We start from the raw sequence: 15,741 nt of genomic DNA, 5'->3' as shown, positions 1-15,741 counted from the left end.
GATATTTATGCCAGTTATTTTCAGGTACCAAGGTTTCAGGTTCTTTTTTTATTCGAACGAAGGCAATCCACTGGAGCCTGCTCATGTTCACGTCCGATCTGCGGGCAAAGAAGCGAAGTTCTGGCTGTCTCCAGCTGTATCGCTAGCTCGCAATGATGGTTTTGATGCCCGTACGATTCGGGTATTGTTGGAAGGAACAGAACAAAACCGACAATGGTTTGAGGATGCATGGCATGACTACTTCGCCTGAAAAAGTCTGGTTTGATGAAGACAATCTTTGGGTCAATCTTTCGGACGGCCGCACAATTGGTGCTCCGTTGGCCTGGTTCCCACGTCTGCTGCACGCGGAACAAAAAGCCAGGGATGACTTTGAACTGAGTGTTCATGGTATTCACTGGGATTCGTTGGATGAGGATATCAGTATCCAGGGGTTGCTGGCTGGCCAAGGCGACCAAACCCATCCAAAACGTGATCACGCGGCCTGACATGGAAAAGATAAAGATTTTTGCCACTAAATCCACGAAAGAACACGAACAAAGACTGACTGATTAAAAGTCAGGGCTTCCTTGTCTTTCCCTTTCGTGTTCTTTCGTGGATTTAGTGGCAAAAATGTTCTTAAAAATAAGGATATAAGATGCTCAAGGAAAAAGAGCTTTGCTACCGTATTACCGGCTGTGTGTATGAGGTATACCGGCATCTGGGAGCAGGTTTTCTGGAGTCGGTCTACCAGAAGGCGTTGATTCAGGAGCTGCAGTTTGCCGGGTTGGCGGTGCAGTGTGAAGTGCCGGTGGTTATCCACTACAAAGGCGAGCCCATTGCCGAACACCGGGTCGATCTTTTGGTCGAGAACGCCGTCATCATCGAACTTAAAGCCCAGAAGCAAATGCCGATATCGGCGGAGCCGCAGTTAATCAACTACCTCAAAGCCACAGGGAAAGAGCTTGGTCTGTTGGTTAATTTTTCGTTTCCAAAGGCTGTGGTAAAGCGGGTGGTGTTATGACCAGGCCGGGTTTTTCATGGGAGGGCAGCCCCCTCCTTCACCAGGGATCTCTGGAAATTGTCGTCGATTCTTCTCTGGCGGCGGAATTCCCCCGGATATACTGGGATCTGAAGCCCTACTGGGACGCCATTGCCAGATATATATCGTGACCGGCACCTGCTAGAATTGTTTTTTCTGAAAAGCTGGCAGTTTTAATCGTTTTTTGGGCAGGATAATCATTTTGAGCACGATGGCGGGTGATGAAATTGGCTATGCCTGGTTGGCAGCACGTTACGACGTGCAGGCAATCCAGCCGCTGCCGCTGGAGAGCCGTATCGGGCGTAGGCGCCAAACCTACGACCAGGCCGGCCGCCGCCTGGAATACTACACAGAGGCGATGCGCCCGCAAGGCACGCTGGGCGCGCACCTGACCTTCGCTTTAAAACACGAAGGGGTGGCGCTGGAGTTTCTGGCAAGGTTGTTTGGGGCATTGCCCGCAGAGGCGCTTGCTGACTGGATACGCTCTGAACCTACCGGCCAGTATGCCCGGCGTGCTGGTTTTCTCTACGAATGGCTAACCGGCAATACCCTGGCAGTGGAGGGTGTCGGTGGCAACTATCGTGATGCCCTGGATCCCGAACTGTACGTTACGGCGGCCACTGAGGTGCGCCGTAACCGCCGCTGGCGGATTAATGACAACCTGCCGGGGACCCCTGAATTCTGCCCGCTTGTTCGTCGCACGACTTCATTGTTGGAGGCCCGCCAATACGGGATCGCCGACCAGCTTTCAGCGATGGAAGGTGAGTTCGGGCCGGATATCTTACGCCGTAGCGCGGTGTGGCTGACCATTAAAGAGAGCCGAGCCAGTTTCGCGATCGAGCACGAAGGGCAGCATCGGGATCGCATACGCCGTTTTGCCACCGCCATGGAGCAGTATTGTGGCCGGCTGGGCTCTCCCCTTGATGAGCGCGCCCTGAGTGAATTTCAGTCGGCTATCTTGGGTACCACTACGATCCGGACGGGCCTGCGGCAATCTCCGGTTTTTGTTGGGAGCAGCTCAATCGATTACGGAGCGGTTGTGCATTACGTCTGCCCGCACTGGGATTGGTTGCCAGGCATGCTGGAAGGGTTACAGTGTTTTCTGGCGCGAACCGATCCGGGGGAGGCGTTAGTTCGCGCTGCCGTAGCAAGCTTCGGGTTTGTTTTTATTCATCCGCTGGCGGATGGCAATGGGCGAATCTCCCGTTTTCTGGTGAATGATACCCTCCGCCGCGACGGCGTGGTGCCGGAGCCCTTTATTTTGCCTGTGTCAGCGGCGATAACGTCCTCGGCGGTGAGGCGGGCCGAGTATGATCGGATTCTTGAGCGCTACTCCCGGCCATTGATGTCGGCTTACCGTGATGCGGTCGATTTCACCCACGAACGCGTGGCGTATGCAGATGGTATTGAATCAGACTTTGTTTTTAATGCCTATGACGAGGCGGCACCTGTCTGGCGCTATCCCGACTTGACCGAACAAGCAGAATATCTGTTCGCGATCGTTCGCCACACCCTGGAACACGAGATGCACCATCAGGCTGCCTTTCAGAGGGCCTGGTACCGTACACGCGAGGCGATCAAGGATTGGGTTGAAGGCCCTGATGAACACATCGATCGGATGATCCGGGCGATACGCCAGCATGGCCGGGTCAGTGGCAAATTGATGAAGGAATTTCCGGTGCTGGCCCAGGCCGGCATTGCATCTGAATTAGAGCAGGCTGTGGCCGAAGGTTTTGCTGATCTGCAGGATGGGCAGTAAGGTTATTTGCCAGGCGGCCAGGGAGAGGCTAGAAGCAGATGGCAAGTTACCGGCTCAGTAAAAGAGCTGATGAGGATTTTGAATCGATTTATTTGTTTGGGTTGCTGAGTTTTGGTCTGATTCAGGCAGGCGCTTATGCCTCCACGGGCTTTTCAATCAATGAACTTCAAGGACGAGGTCGAATGTATTTCAGAATAATCGGGCGGGTACGAAACCCCGAAACGTTTGCCCGAGGTACGGGCATTCGCGAGCTCCAGAGGCTCCAGAGGGCTTATGGTCCCGGACGGTGGAGAAAGCGAAAAGGCGATGCCACAATAGAGTTGCCTGATTGAGCTGTTTTGGAGGCCGAAATTCATTGGTATGAAGCTTCTGGAATCGGCAAAAAGGAAATAAAGATCAAGCGAATTCTCGGGTAAACCTATGACTCATCATTTTGCAGTTTGTACCAACAACGAGGGCTTCGAAGCTTCCCTGGAACCGAGGAAGCTGTATCAGGTGGTTGAAGATGAGGCGGCCGCATCACACGGAATGATGCGCATAATTGATGAGTCTGGTGAAGACTATCTCTATCCAGCTCAGCTGTTCACTCGCCTTGAGCTTCCAGAAACCCTGGAAAAACAACTTTCAGACGTTGCCTGAACGTTTTTTGTTTGACGCGGCTCAGTGGAGGTAGGTTTTAGCATTGCACTCAGTCGCGAGACTTTCTTTTTACAGCTAGTTCACTGACAAGGATGTTGTCATGATTAAAATCAGCCACCACGGCGCTACTTCTGGCGTAACTGGCTCCTGCCATGAGTTGAGACTTAACTCATGGATGAAAAAGGGGTCTGACCCCGTGGGGTCAGACCCCAACTTCATTGACCCCGTGGGGTCAGCCCCCTTTTTTCACTTGGATAATGTTGAGTAACCTGAAGTGCAGGTTTTGATTGCAAGCTAGGTTTATCCATGGAAGGAGATGGTTTTTTGTACTCAGAGCGTTTTGGTCGAGAAGTCAGAATTACGCGACATGCAATGCAGAGGATGCGTGCGCGGTCTATAACGGATCTTGAGCTGGCGTTAGTCATTGAGGAAGGGCAAACTCGTTATAAAGATGAGCAAAGATTATGGATTGCTCATTGATTTGAGGAACGCTCTGACAATTTGTTGTGTGTGCCGGTAGCTCTTGAAGACAAGCTGATAGTGAAAACGGCAATGCACCATTTTTCATGGGAGGGCTGAGAGCAATGCGGACAACCTATGATGAAGTAGATGATATTCTCACAATCCATCTCAGCGACAAAAAGATCGCGAAAGAAGTTTCGCAAGATTGGAATACCCACATAAGTTATGCGGACGATGGCTCAATCGCTGAAGTTATTGTGCTTGATGCGGAGAAAAACGGTGCTTGGCCGTTGGTGAAGAACTGTGCGGCGTGATCCAAGATTTGCCTCTATCGTGGGCGAACGCTTTATTAAATGATGCTTCTGAAAGGGTATCGGACATTCCGGGAAAGGATTTCAAATGAAGAAAATTGCAGTCATTGGTCTTGGGTATGTGGGGCTGCCCCTGGCGGCCGCTTTTGGCGAAAAACGGGAAATCGTCGGTTTTGATATCAACAGTAAGCGCATTGCTGACCTTAAAGACGGTGTTGATTTTACCCGTGAGGTTTCCCGGGAAGAATTAGCCGTCTCATCCGGGTTGTCATTTACGGATAACCTTGAAGGCATTCGCGATTGCCAGATTTATATTGTGACGGTGCCAACACCGATTGATGAATTCAAAACGCCCGATTTAACGCCCTTGGTTAAAGCCAGTGAAACCGTGGGCCAGGTTTTGAAAAAGGGCGATATCGTGATTTATGAATCCACGGTATACCCGGGTGCAACCGAGGAAGTCTGCGTGCCGGTTCTGGAGAAAGTCTCCGGCCTGGTGTTCAACCAGGACTTTTACGCGGGTTACAGCCCCGAGCGTATTAATCCGGGTGATAAAGAACACCGGGTAGCCAGCATTATGAAAGTCACCTCCGGTTCTACTCCGGAGATTGCCAGTGAAGTGGATGCGCTTTATGCCGGCATTATTACCGCCGGCACCCATAAGGCCAGTTCCATCAAGGTGGCTGAGGCGGCAAAGGTTATCGAGAATACCCAGCGTGATCTGAATATCGCGCTGATGAATGAGCTTTCGATGATCTTCGCGCGGCTGAAGATTGATACCCATGAAGTACTGGCCGCCGCCGCTACCAAGTGGAATTTCCTGCCCTTCAAACCCGGCCTGGTTGGCGGGCACTGTATTGGTGTGGATCCGTATTATCTCACCCATAAAGCCCAGGCCATCGGGTATCACCCGGAAATTATCCTCGCCGGGCGCCGGGTAAACGACAACATGGGCCCGTATGCAGCGGCCGAGCTTGTTAAAGCCATGATAAAAACCGGGCACACCGTTGCTTCTTCAAAGGTACTGGTGATGGGCCTGGCCTTTAAGGAGAATTGCCCGGATTTGCGAAACACCCGGGTTGTGGATGTTATCCGCGAGCTGGAGGATTTCGGTTGTGCCGTGGATGTGACGGATTGCTGGGCAGATAATGAGGAAGCCGTGCACGAATATGGTATTTCTCTGGTGGATGCCCCGAAAGCCGGTGCCTATGATGCGGTGTTTCTGGCCGTACCCCATCGCGAATACGCTGAAAAATCGTCGAAGGAGCTGCGGGCGTATTTGAAGGACGATGGGGTTTTGTTTGATCTGAAGGGTGTTTTGCCGTTGGGTGAAGCGGATTTGCGGTTGTAACACACTCTCCTACTTCCCCACCCACTCCCCGATTGCCCGCTGCACCAACGCTTCGGGCAAAAACTCCTGCTCCAGCCTGCCCCGTTCTGCTTCCAGGAGCGCGTTGTAGAGTTCGGCTTCGCCGGTTGTCAGGCCGGTGGGAGCAACGGATTCGGCGGGTTGGGGTTCTTCTACGGCGTTCTCTTTCGCGAACTGTTCGAAGACCGCCTGGTTCATTAGCAGTGGCGTAAGGTGGGGCTGGTGGTTTCTGGCGCGCGCGAGCATGGTCAGGCCCCAGGTATCCAGGTCGCCCCAGTAGGCGAGGTTTTTTTCGGCGAGCCAGCTGGCCTTTAGCCAGGACAGGTTCAGGCCGGAGCCGAGGACCGCAATGGTGCCGGGAGTGTGTGGCAACTGATGCAGGCAGCGTTCGTTCTCCACCAGCAACAGGTGTTGCCCCGGTAGCGGCGTCTTTTGCAGTTCGCTGGCCCGGACCCGGAACTGTGAAAAAGGCGTAAGGCCACCCTCCAGATCCGCGACCAGCAGCCAGTGATGGCCTTCATCCTCCGCACCCAGAAACGCTTCCAGGCCTGTTTCGCTGACCTGGCCATCGAACAGGATGTCCAGCATCCGCACGACCAGCTGGCGGTTGCGTTCGAAGAACTTGCTGTCGATACCCGCCAGGGGCAGCGCCCGCAGGGGCTTGCCGGCCGCACAGCCGGGGCTGAGTTGCCGGGCCAGTTTTCCGCACCGGATAACGTCGGTTTCAGGTTTATCCAGCACCAGGCTGCGCCTTCGGATAATCAATGAGTGAAAGCGCTCATCCAGCGCTGCGGCCAGGCGGCTGAGCCGTTGATATTCACGCCTTACTTCGCTGTTGCCGGTTGCCTGTATCCATTCGCTGGGCGATGCAAGCACCCAGGCAACGGGTATTTCCACGTTGTCGTTGGCGCTGCGGAACCGTACCTGTTGCCATTGTGTTTTTCCGACGGTGATTTCCCGCCAGCGCTGCAGATGCTGGCGAACGCTGCCGGGATTATCCCGGACAGTGCCGCCGGTGGGCTTGCTGATAGGGATTCGTAGCGGCCAGGTGTCGGCATTGAGCAGGCGCTGTTCCCGCAGGTCAGCGTTTTGCCATTGCCGGGCGAGGCGGCTGGCCAGTTCAGCCGGGGATTTCATGGGCTTTCCGGGCCATGCGTTCGGCGTGGGTTTCCAGTTCTTCCCAGCTCAGGGAGGTGAGGGTGGCCTGGAGCTCCTTACGGTGTACCAGGATCGCAGAACGAGTATGGGCTCGCAGCAACCGCATCTCCTTGTTGGGCGTAACGAACAGGGGGTGCAGGCCGAATTCGTTCAGGGCTGAGATAATCCGGCCTGCCACTGCATGAGAGCTTTTCGAGAAAGCTTCGTCCAGCACAATGGTGCCGAACAGAGGCAGGGTGGCACCGTCCGGGCACAGGGCGTAGCTGAGCGACGCGGTAAGGATGTAACTGGCGATGATTTCTTTCTCGCCGCCGCTTCCACCCTGGGAGCCGGTGCGGGTTTCGATTACCGTGCTGCTGTCCCGGTCCAGTACCGATACTTCGAACTGCAACCGGTAGCGGGGGTCCAGTAACGCCCGGGCACCCACGGTGCGTTTGTTGTCGGCGGCATCCCTCAGCAGTCCCACCATGTTTTGCAGGGCGCGGAAATGGCTTTCGCCCTGGTCATCCTTCAGGGCGTCGGCGCGGAGCTGGCGCTGGGCCCGCTCCAGGGTGCGCAGGGACTCGTGGGTAACCCGGCGGGGTTCCAGCCGCAGGTATCGGCCAGGCTGGAAGTCCACCCGCCTCAGGGTGGCGTTCAGGTCCGCAATGCGTTCCTCAATGATGGCCACCTGGTTCTGGATATGGGCCAGCAGTTGGGTCACGCCCTGGTCCGAGGACTGGTTCAGGTAGTTCAGGAATCGCTCCAGCTTCTGGGGCAGGGCTTCTTCTTCCAGCACCCGCAGCCGCTCCAGGTATTCCGGGATGTCGCGAATATCGCTGCCGGTTTCCGCCAGGGCGCCGGTGTCGATGGACCGGGCTTTTTCCATCAGCTGGGTCAGGCTCAGTTCATAGCCCTGCACCCGTTTGTTCAGAAGGCGGATATCCTGTTCCAGCTGTTCCCGCTGGGCTCGTTCCAACTGGTCGAGATGGTCGTACTGGTCGGCTTTCGGCGGGGTGAAATGTTTATCCGCCAGGGCCTGCTGCTCAGCCGGCAGGCCGTCGCCGATCCTGTCCAGCAGGTCTTTGCATCGGTCGGTGGCCTGGCTTCGCTTGTCTTCCAGAAGGGCATGGCGGGTTCGTTCGCCAGACAACGCCTGCTGGGTCTGTTCCAGTTGCCTGTTGACCGTTTCATACTCTTGCCGTGCCTTTTCCACGTCCGAATCCGGAGCGGTGAGGGATTCGAGGCGGGCCTGCAGTTCGTCCTGTGCGGCCCGGGCTGTGGGCAGGTCGATGGCATCAAAATCGATCTCTGAGAGCAGGGTGTATAGCTTGATCTGATCCCTGGTGTCGTTCAGGGCAGCCCGTGCCGTATTAAGCTGCTGCTCAACCTGCCCGGCGGCCAGCCGGATTTCCGTCAGTTCGTCGCCCAGGGCCGCCAGCCTGTCCCGGTTGTTGAAGCCGGTCATCCAGCCCTTGTCCAGCCGCTGGTTATCCCGCTTTTCGAAATAGCCCTTCTTGCCGGACATGAGGCCCTGCATGGTCATGCCGTGGGGCGTCTGGCGCAGTGTTTCCGGCGAGTCGATGCAATGGCGGTCGATACCGGCCAGCAGCTGCTTCAGGGCTTCCCCGTGAGGGTGGTCCTTGAAGTTAAGTTTGCGGGTGAAGCCATCTTCCAGGAACCGCGCCGGGGTCTGGGGTGCCTGGGCCTCCAATAACCGCACATGCAGCCGGTTCTCTCGGCTGTTGATTCGGTTCAGGGCCGTTTGCATGGCCGCGGGTGGCACCAGTAGCCGCAACCGGTGCCCGCCGATGGCGCGCTCGATGGCACCACGCCAGGTGCTTTCTTCCGGTTTGACCTCCACCAGTTCCGCCACAAAAGGCAGGCTGTCTTCCTCAAGGTTCAGTGCTTCGGCCAGCTCGCTGCGGAATTCCTGATACCGGCCATCGATGTTGGAGCCCGGCCTGGCCCTGATGCGGTCGATCTCCCCGGTGAGTTCGGTCAGGGTTTCGGCAAGCTTGCCTTGGTGGATCCGGAGGTCCAGGACTGTCTCGTCCTGTTCCTCCTCCAGCGCCGACAGTTCCCGGAGCTTTGTCGCGCCTTGTTGTTGGTTGGCGGCGAGGGCGCCCGCGGAGAGTGAGTCATCCAAACCGAGCTTGCGAGTCAGGGATTGATAATCGCTGGAGTCGCGGGCCCGCTCGTCCAGCCACCGCTGTTGCAGGCTGATCTGTTCCCGCAGCTGCTCGATGCTGGCACCACCTGCCTTCAGGTAGATGTCCTTGAGTGTGGTGGCTTTGCTGTTGAGGGCAGCCGCGGTGGTTTCCAGGGAATGGATGGTGCTCTGGCTTTCCCCGAGCTGTGTATCCAGGTTCAGGATACGGTTGCGCCACAGCTGGTAGCCCGCCTGGGCAAACCACACCGGCAAGTTATCCTTCAGGGTTTGCTGCTGGTCCAGCTCGGTGCGGGTGGCCTGGTGCTTCTCGTGGGTTTCGGCAATGGGCAATAGCGACTGGTGCTGTTTGCGGGCGGTCTCCAGTTCGCCGTGAATGGCTGCGAGGTCATCGAATTCGCTGGCCACTTCGGAGGCCCGGTCAAAGGCGGAGTGGTCTTCCAGCACCAGCTCCCGGAAAATGTCGTCGATGCTGTTGAGCTGCTTGAGGCCGGCGGCGCGGTTGAGCAGGGTGAAGGCATTTTCGCCCACCTCGAAGAACCGCCGTACCTGGGCGAGGTAGGCTTTCTTGCTGTCGTTGGCCTGCAGGCCGGGGTTGTCCCGGGCGTGCTGCTTGAGTTCCCGGGCGCCGCCCTCGTGGTGTATGGCCAGCCAGTCCTCCAGGCCCTGGTCGTCCCTTTCCGAGACCAGCCACAGGCGCTTGAGGTCACTGGTGGCGGAGCTGCTGCCATCCACCCAGAATAAGGCACCAAGGCGCAAGGCCTTGTTGCTATTGGAAAAGCGGGCGCAGACCGCGGTTACGGTCTTGCCCGGGCGAGCGATATGGCTGTTGTCCCCACTGTTGTTGCCTGCACCGGAGACGCCACGAATATAGGAGATCAGGTCCCGGTCGCTTTCATGACCGCCGGTGGAGGCGAGGTTGTAGCGGGGCTGGTGGGTGAGCAGGGTCATCAGGGCATCCACCAGGGTGGTCTTGCCACTGCCAGTGGGACCGATTATGGCGGTACCCCTGGGGTCGATTTCCGCGCAGTGCCGGCCACCGAACGGGCCCCAGTTATACAGGTCCAGGTGGGTCAGTATATACGCGGTGGGCGGGGTAACCTCGGTGGCAAACAGGTCGTTCCGGGGCAGGCTCATGACTCGCCTCCGTCCGTGTCAGCGGCCTGCCCGGCCAGCTTGCGGAAGTGGTGCAACAGGTTCTGCAGGTTTTCCGGGTTGGCCAGGTGAGTGATGATGGGGCGGATGACGACCTGATCGTTGGCATCAATGTCTGAGACGATACCGTGGTTTTTCAGATTCTCCATCAGGCTGCGCAGGCGTTTCTGGTCCCGGGTGTCGCTGCCGGTGTCACCCAGGTAGAGTTGCAGCTGCGGTATCAGTTCTTCCAGCTCCACGACAGCGTCGCCGGCACCCAGCCCGGCTTCCTGTTCATGGGCGATAAAGTGCTGCCGCAGGATGGCAATCAGCAGGGACTGTTCCATGTTCAGTCGCTGTCGGCGCACCAGGGGGTGGGACCATTCGTCGTCGTTTTCCTCGCCGTCCCGGAACAGTTGTTCGGATACCACCAGGAAGGCGAGGCCGCGGATGTCGTCCACCTTGAGGCGCAGATCCAGTGGCTCCAGAATCCGGTTGATGGCGGCAGTCTGACCGGTGGCTACCTGGTAAAGGCCGGGTTTGCGATCCGCCTCCAGCAGGCCGTATTTGAGCAGTTCCTGGGCGGTGGTTTTCAGGTTGGTGGCGGTGTACTGGTCAGTTTCCGCAGTCGGTGCCGGGGTGTCCTCGGCATGGGCCGGTGAGGGGGTACCCTGTTTCTGCGTGTCGCCTGTTTCCGGAGTGTCTGTCCGGCTGGTCAGGCGGTCAAAGTAGTCGGACATGCTGTGTTATAGCTCCCAGTCGATAGAGTGTGCGTCGTCCCTGGTGAGTGCCAGTTTCGGTACCTGGAAACGCAGTTTCTGGCCGTTGCTGTCGGTGATATCCACAGCTTCGCGGTCTTCGGAAATAGTCACCTCCGCCTCCCGGGCCATGGCCAGCCAAAGCGCGACCGTTTCCAGGTCGTGGGTAGGCGGCAGGTGGCTGGCCAGATCGGCAATGCTCATGGGCCGATCAGTCACCTTGAGCAGTTCTGCGGTTTGCTGGAACAGGGCCTCCCTGTCGAGCCCGTCGAAGGCACGCCAGAATTCCTCGTCCACCTCTTCGAGATTGACGTTCTGCTCCGCCAGTTCCAGGCCCCGGGCCTGTTCCTCGATGGCGGACTTGAATCTCAGCCGCTCCATCAGGGGCAGGCCGGAGGTTGCAACGGCCACCGGGGGCAGCGGTGTGTCACTCTTGCGGACCCGATGGCTGGACCAGTCAATCTGCAGTGCCGTATTGAGGATGCCGTTCAGTAGCTCACCCACCCGATGGTTTTCTGCCGCCAGCCCGGTCTTGAGGAAGCCCTTGACGTCCCGCTCACTGCGGGCCCGGGCCTTGATGACGGTGGCGGACTCTTGAATCAGACGAATAACCAGCCAGCGTAAATCGTCCTGTTGCTGACGGGAGAGGGCATGGCGGGTGGCCGGGTGGCGCAGAATGGTACGCAGCCGCTGTTTCATGTTGTCCAGCTCCGTGGACCGCCCCAGTTGTTCATGGAAGCCGTGGAAGACCTTGCCCTCGGAGGTTTCCAGCAGAGTGTCGTGGCCGTCGAGCAAGCGGTCGACAATCTCGCCACGGTGATGTTGTTCGCTGACGATAGACTGGCGCAGGCGTCGGTCGGCGTCGCGATAAGAGTCTTCCACGCGACGGAAGTCCGCCCGCAGGCTGATGGCCAGGTTGTAGACCTCACGAATGCCTTCGGCGGCCTCACCACCTTGCAGTACCTGGAAACGGCCGGCTTCCACTTCGGCCAGTTCGTGCTCCAGATCTTTGATCTTGCGACGAATGTGATCCGCGCGGCTGCGGGCATCGGGGTTCAGGCGGGTTTCCAGGTTTTCGATTTCCCGCTGAACGGTGGCCAGGCGGGATGCGGTGGAGGTCATGATGCGGTTATCAAGCCCCTCTGCAAAGGCCAGGGCCTTTTGCAGAGCGTCGGTGGCAATCAGCCGGCCGTTTCTTTCGATGATCAGGCCCCGGCGGATCCAGGACCGAAGCTCCCGCCGGGCATCGCCAGCCGGGTCGTCGGTGGACAGCTCCAGGTCGTCGCTGTTGGCATGCTGGAGCAGGATGTCCGTCAGCATCTGCTGGGCATCCTCAAAAAGGATTTCCTCCCGGTTCTGCTCCAGCAATGCATGCAGACAGCTCAGAACCAGTGGTCCCCGGGTAGCGGAAAGCAGTTTCCAGGCCGGGTGCTGGTGGCGTGCCACCAGGTAGGACTGGGTGCGCAGATGGGTGCTTTCATCCATGGTGGTACTTGGTGATGTCTGGGCCGATTGACTTCGCGTTGGTAGTGGCTGGTTCAGTTCTGCCTTCTACCATGGATACTCTATCCTGTAGCGGCCCGACAGGCCAGCCAGAAGCATCGGAAGGTTTCCCGGTTGATTTATAGTACGGCTTCCTGTTCTGCCACGATGAGCCGAGGCACTCTGTCTCGTACTAATGCCTGATTGCCAATGAGCCGTTCAATACTCGCGGGGGTACTGGCCTGTTTGAAAGGCAAGGGTGTTTTATTTGATTCGCAGAGTGTTTTTTCTTTGTATGAGGCTGTAAGCACACTATTTGTACAGGAAGCTTTTCAGAAGCTGCTGAAATTGATCTGGCTCATTGTTAAGGCTTTGTAAATAAATAATTTTGCCAGGATGCATTGTTTTGTTTACTATTGTTGTTGAATTTTGGTCAACCCCAATTTAGTTTTTAAACCCCCTGTTTGAATAAGGTTTTAATTCCATGGCAAAGATTAACGATTACTACCAGAAAAAACAGCTTATGGAAAAGCTTGCTTCAGAGTTGGAACAGCTTGAAAAAGACCAGGCACTGAAAGGTGAGCTGGAGTTTGAAGACAAGGTTCGTGATTTGATGAAGAAGCATGGCAAGTCACCGAAGGATGTACTTCAGATCCTTTCTGCAATTGATCCCTCTGTGGCCGGTGGTAAGGCCGATTCAACAGCTGGCAGTCGCCCGAAGCGCCCGGTGAAAACCTACAAGAACCCGCATACCGGTGAAGTGGTTAAAACCCGGGGTGGCAATCACAAGACCTTGAATGAATGGCGTCAGAAGCATGGTAAGGAAGCTGTGCAGAGCTGGCAGCAGGACTAACGGCGTAAATCGGGGTCAGATGAAAATGGGGTCAGATGAACTTTTCATCTGACCCCATTTTCATCTGACCCCAAACTTCACTCTTTCATTATCCGGACAATTTTATCGCTAAGGCAGCTTCGAACAAACCGGTTCATTGGCGCTTCTTCACCGGATTCGTAGAGCTCAAGCATTAACTCGTTAAACTCCAGCTGCCTTGACGCGGGTATATTAATCGCCGGATATCCGTTGTTCAGTAGATGGCCGTTCATCATGAATCGGCCCATCCGTTTGTTCGCATCGTAAAAAAACTGGCATCGGGCCATGGTCAGGAATATATGAATGGCCTGGTCGTAGATGTCGTTGATTTCATCCAGACTGTCTTTCATTTCATCGAATAGAGCCGGAAGCTTTTCCGCGGCCGGAGGTTCATAATCAGTGCCAGCTATGAGCACAGATCCTGAACGAAAGCACCCCCATTCCAGCGCCTCCTCTTTTGCAGCGATGGCATGCAGGCTTGTGGCACACTCTTTGGTCAGTTGGAACTGGCGTTCCCGGATCCTTTGAAACAGCGCTTTCCAGGTTTCACTCTGGTTGATGGCAATTTGCTGATCACTCAACTTGTGGCCGCCTACCGTAATGCCCTGCAGTAATGTTTGTATCTCCGGCAGCGTAAAGTTGAGGCCTTCCAGGCGCACGGCGTCATAGACAAAGACCGACACCTCTTTCTGCGCAATCATTAGTGCTCTACCCTGGTTAGGCGGCATTTGCCAGTAGGTGTCAGCAACTGCGGTCATATTGATTCCGGATCCGGTTTAAAGTGTGTGCGACATTATAGCAGCGAGGTAAGGCGAATTCGGGGTCAGATGAAAATGGGGTCAGATGAAAAGTTCATCTGACCCCATTTTCATCTGACCCCAATCCGTCTTCAGTCGGATATGCCGTACTTGGCCTTGAGCTGGCTTTTAAACTCGATCGAGCCGAGCGTTTTGCCGCTTTTTACCGTTTTTCGGATTTGATCTTTGAGAAAGTCGGGCATGGGTTTGGCAAACAGTTGGCGATACCGCCGTTGGCGTTCCGATTGGTCGTTGCCGAGAGCCTGGTAAAGCGGGTGGGGGCTGTGCATTCCGCTGGTTTTTCCGAGCGCATGGCACTGATAACTTGACCACCAGTAATCTTCTGGGTTGCTGACCATTCCTGCGCTGACCGGGTTCATCTCGATATAGCGCTGACAGCCAAGCAGGTAATTTTCTGAGTCAATCAGGCAGGATCGAAATCGTCCTTCCCAAAGGCCGCCGGTTCTGTCATGGCGACGGTTGAAGTAGCGCACGTAACGCCGGCCAATTGACTGCATATAGTCTGACAGACTTCTCTCTGTTGAAGGAGTTGCCAGCAGGTGTACATGGTTTGTCATCAGTACCCAGCCATGCAAGGCAACACCATGTTCTTCGGCATATTGCTCCATCAGACGACAGTAGAACGCAAAATCTACACGCCCTTTGAAGGTTGGCTGGCGGTTGTTTCCTCTTTGGATAACGTGTTGGGGAACGCCGGGAGGGCAGAATCTTGTTGTTCTGGGCATAACACCACATCCTTGTGATCGTTTGGTTGAGGCTGGAACCTTATCGTACGGCTGCCTTGTCTACCATGACGCAGCGCACGAACTCGGGGGTCAGATGAAAATGGGGTCAGATGAAAGTTCATCTGACCCCATTTTAAGACACCACTACCCGATTCCGTCCTCCTTCCTTGGCCACATATAAGGCCTCGTCCGCTTTTTGCATCCACTGCATATAGTTCTCGGGTTCATCCGTTAACTGGGCAATGCCAATGCTGATGGTATAGCGAATCGGCGCCACGCTGGTTTCGACCACGCTCTGTTCAATGTGTTCGCGAATCCGCTCGCAGATGATCCGTGCCCCTTCGGCGTCGGTTTCCGGCAGTATGATGCCGAATTCTTCGCCGCCGTATCGGCCGGCGCTGTCGGATTGGCGGATGTTGGCGCGGGTTATGCCCGCGGTGTGTCTGATTACTTCGTCGCCGGCCAGGTGGCCGTGGGTGTCGTTGACGGGTTTGAAGTGGTCTATGTCGAACATCACCAGGCTGGTGGTGTGGCCGTAGCGGCGGAAGCGCTCGAACTCGGCATCCACCAGGTTTTCCCAGGTGCCGCGGTTGAGCAGGCCGGTGAGGCGGTCGGTCATGCTGAGTTTGGCCAGTTGTTCGTTGGCGCGTTCCAGGGCGCGCTTGCTGCTGGCAACATCGGTAACGTCATACACCATCAGGCAGACTTTCTCGACTTGCCCGGTAACCCCGGAGAGGGGGCTGATGGTGAGGTTCTGGAACATGTACTCTTCGGTGCCGGTAATTGGCCGGGTGTTACGGAACCGGAACAGGTAGGGCCGCTGCTCCCAGGAGGTGAAGGCCCGGGTGTTCAGCAGGGCAACGGCGTCCACCTTGCGGGCGAGCCAGGCTTGGGGGATATCCGGGAATACGTCAAACAACACCTGGTTGCGGATTTTGCTGGCGGTGATGCCGCTGTGGTTCTCCATGAAGCCGTTCCAGGCCTGCACCCGGAAATCGAGATCCAGCACTACCAGGCCCACCTCCACGGATTCCAGCATGTCCACCAGCCAGTGAAAGGAGTTGGCTTCAAAGTCGTTAATGGCCATC

The 15,741-nt window shown here is 56.4% G+C and carries 15 protein-coding genes; 8 read left to right on the top strand and 7 right to left on the bottom strand.

Features of this window, described 5'->3' with window-relative positions; translation table 11 throughout:
- Window positions 1-7: 7 nt before the first annotated feature.
- From NLK58_RS20590 to tviB, 7 genes are all read left to right on the top strand, one after another.
- Entirely contained in the window at window positions 8-250 is a 243-nt protein-coding gene (locus NLK58_RS20590) for a DUF4160 domain-containing protein (protein WP_376788070.1), read from the top strand.
- Window positions 165-485, top strand: coding sequence for a DUF2442 domain-containing protein (locus NLK58_RS06010; protein ID WP_341582286.1), 321 nt, complete (start codon window positions 165-167; stop codon window positions 483-485). The genes NLK58_RS20590 and NLK58_RS06010 overlap by 86 nt, the downstream gene beginning before the upstream one ends.
- 149 nt (window positions 486-634) lie before the next feature.
- Entirely contained in the window at window positions 635-1,000 is a 366-nt protein-coding gene (locus tag NLK58_RS06005) for a GxxExxY protein (protein ID WP_273073124.1), read from the top strand.
- A gap of 229 nt (window positions 1,001-1,229) precedes the next feature.
- Entirely contained in the window at window positions 1,230-2,777 is a 1,548-nt protein-coding gene (locus NLK58_RS06000) for a Fic family protein (protein ID WP_341582773.1), read from the top strand.
- A gap of 420 nt (window positions 2,778-3,197) precedes the next feature.
- A complete protein-coding gene (locus NLK58_RS05995; RefSeq protein ID WP_099616838.1) occupies window positions 3,198-3,416 on the top strand; it encodes a hypothetical protein in 219 nt (72 codons plus the stop codon).
- Window positions 3,417-4,000: 584 nt separating this feature from the next.
- Window positions 4,001-4,192: a DUF2283 domain-containing protein gene (locus NLK58_RS05990; protein WP_341582285.1), complete on the top strand. Its 192-nt coding sequence runs from the start codon at window positions 4,001-4,003 to the stop codon at window positions 4,190-4,192.
- An 85-nt stretch (window positions 4,193-4,277) separates the two neighbouring features.
- Window positions 4,278-5,540 (top strand): Vi polysaccharide biosynthesis UDP-N-acetylglucosamine C-6 dehydrogenase TviB, encoded by a 1,263-nt coding sequence (tviB, locus tag NLK58_RS05985; protein WP_341582284.1) that lies wholly within the window; start codon window positions 4,278-4,280, stop codon window positions 5,538-5,540.
- Between the two features lie 9 nt (window positions 5,541-5,549).
- Here tviB and NLK58_RS05980 read toward each other — a convergent pair whose 3' ends face one another.
- The 4 genes from NLK58_RS05980 to NLK58_RS05965 are packed head-to-tail and all read right to left on the bottom strand — an operon-like array spanning window position 5,550 to window position 12,242.
- Window positions 5,550-6,695: a DUF3322 domain-containing protein gene (locus NLK58_RS05980; RefSeq protein WP_339754419.1), complete on the bottom strand. Its 1,146-nt coding sequence runs from the start codon at window positions 6,693-6,695 to the stop codon at window positions 5,550-5,552.
- Complete coding sequence (locus NLK58_RS05975) at window positions 6,679-10,002, bottom strand: ATP-binding protein (RefSeq protein ID WP_341582283.1); 3,324 nt, start codon at window positions 10,000-10,002, stop codon at window positions 6,679-6,681. Before NLK58_RS05975 ends, NLK58_RS05980 begins: the two co-directional genes overlap by 17 nt.
- A complete protein-coding gene (locus tag NLK58_RS05970; RefSeq protein WP_303285411.1) occupies window positions 9,999-10,739 on the bottom strand; it encodes a DUF4194 domain-containing protein in 741 nt (246 codons plus the stop codon). The genes NLK58_RS05975 and NLK58_RS05970 overlap by 4 nt, the downstream gene beginning before the upstream one ends.
- Before the next feature lie 6 nt (window positions 10,740-10,745).
- Window positions 10,746-12,242 (bottom strand): DUF3375 domain-containing protein, encoded by a 1,497-nt coding sequence (locus NLK58_RS05965; protein WP_341582282.1) that lies wholly within the window; start codon window positions 12,240-12,242, stop codon window positions 10,746-10,748.
- A 481-nt stretch (window positions 12,243-12,723) separates the two neighbouring features.
- Between NLK58_RS05965 and NLK58_RS05960 the strand changes: the two genes are divergently transcribed.
- A complete protein-coding gene (locus NLK58_RS05960) occupies window positions 12,724-13,092 on the top strand; it encodes a histone-like nucleoid-structuring protein, MvaT/MvaU family (RefSeq protein WP_303285409.1) in 369 nt (122 codons plus the stop codon).
- 77 nt (window positions 13,093-13,169) lie between these two features.
- Here NLK58_RS05960 and NLK58_RS05955 read toward each other — a convergent pair whose 3' ends face one another.
- From NLK58_RS05955 to NLK58_RS05945, 3 genes are all read right to left on the bottom strand, one after another.
- Window positions 13,170-13,868: a Fic family protein gene (locus NLK58_RS05955; RefSeq protein WP_303285408.1), complete on the bottom strand. Its 699-nt coding sequence runs from the start codon at window positions 13,866-13,868 to the stop codon at window positions 13,170-13,172.
- A gap of 131 nt (window positions 13,869-13,999) precedes the next feature.
- Window positions 14,000-14,653, bottom strand: a complete 654-nt coding sequence (locus NLK58_RS05950; RefSeq protein WP_341582281.1) for a transposase — start codon at window positions 14,651-14,653, stop codon at window positions 14,000-14,002.
- Between the two features lie 133 nt (window positions 14,654-14,786).
- Window positions 14,787-15,740: a diguanylate cyclase gene (locus tag NLK58_RS05945; protein ID WP_341582280.1), complete on the bottom strand. Its 954-nt coding sequence runs from the start codon at window positions 15,738-15,740 to the stop codon at window positions 14,787-14,789.
- Between the last annotated feature and the right edge of the window lies 1 nt (window position 15,741).

It is taken from the genome of Marinobacter metalliresistant (genome assembly GCF_038098645.1).
GTDB lineage: Bacteria > Pseudomonadota > Gammaproteobacteria > Pseudomonadales > Oleiphilaceae > Marinobacter > Marinobacter metalliresistant.
Note: the sequence above shows the minus strand (reverse complement) of the source record. Positions and strands in the feature narration are given on the sequence as shown.

Bases quoted from the DNA above. Each gene is read 5' to 3' on its own strand.
- NLK58_RS20590 (WP_376788070.1), top strand. From the start codon at position 8: ATGCCAGTTATTTTCAGGTACCAAGGTTTCAGGTTCTTTTTTTATTCG.
- NLK58_RS06010 (WP_341582286.1), top strand. From the start codon at position 165: ATGCCCGTACGATTCGGGTATTGTTGGAAGGAACAGAACAAAACCGAC.
- NLK58_RS06005 (WP_273073124.1), top strand. From the start codon at position 635: ATGCTCAAGGAAAAAGAGCTTTGCTACCGTATTACCGGCTGTGTGTAT.
- NLK58_RS06000 (WP_341582773.1), top strand. From the start codon at position 1,230: ATGGCGGGTGATGAAATTGGCTATGCCTGGTTGGCAGCACGTTACGAC.
- NLK58_RS05995 (WP_099616838.1), top strand. From the start codon at position 3,198: ATGACTCATCATTTTGCAGTTTGTACCAACAACGAGGGCTTCGAAGCT.
- NLK58_RS05990 (WP_341582285.1), top strand. From the start codon at position 4,001: ATGCGGACAACCTATGATGAAGTAGATGATATTCTCACAATCCATCTC.
- tviB (WP_341582284.1), top strand. From the start codon at position 4,278: ATGAAGAAAATTGCAGTCATTGGTCTTGGGTATGTGGGGCTGCCCCTG.
- NLK58_RS05980 (WP_339754419.1), bottom strand. From the start codon at position 6,695: ATGAAATCCCCGGCTGAACTGGCCAGCCGCCTCGCCCGGCAATGGCAA.
- NLK58_RS05975 (WP_341582283.1), bottom strand. From the start codon at position 10,002: ATGAGCCTGCCCCGGAACGACCTGTTTGCCACCGAGGTTACCCCGCCC.
- NLK58_RS05970 (WP_303285411.1), bottom strand. From the start codon at position 10,739: ATGTCCGACTACTTTGACCGCCTGACCAGCCGGACAGACACTCCGGAA.
- NLK58_RS05965 (WP_341582282.1), bottom strand. From the start codon at position 12,242: ATGGATGAAAGCACCCATCTGCGCACCCAGTCCTACCTGGTGGCACGC.
- NLK58_RS05960 (WP_303285409.1), top strand. From the start codon at position 12,724: ATGGCAAAGATTAACGATTACTACCAGAAAAAACAGCTTATGGAAAAG.
- NLK58_RS05955 (WP_303285408.1), bottom strand. From the start codon at position 13,868: ATGACCGCAGTTGCTGACACCTACTGGCAAATGCCGCCTAACCAGGGT.
- NLK58_RS05950 (WP_341582281.1), bottom strand. From the start codon at position 14,653: ATGCCCAGAACAACAAGATTCTGCCCTCCCGGCGTTCCCCAACACGTT.
- NLK58_RS05945 (WP_341582280.1), bottom strand. From the start codon at position 15,740: ATGGCCATTAACGACTTTGAAGCCAACTCCTTTCACTGGCTGGTGGAC.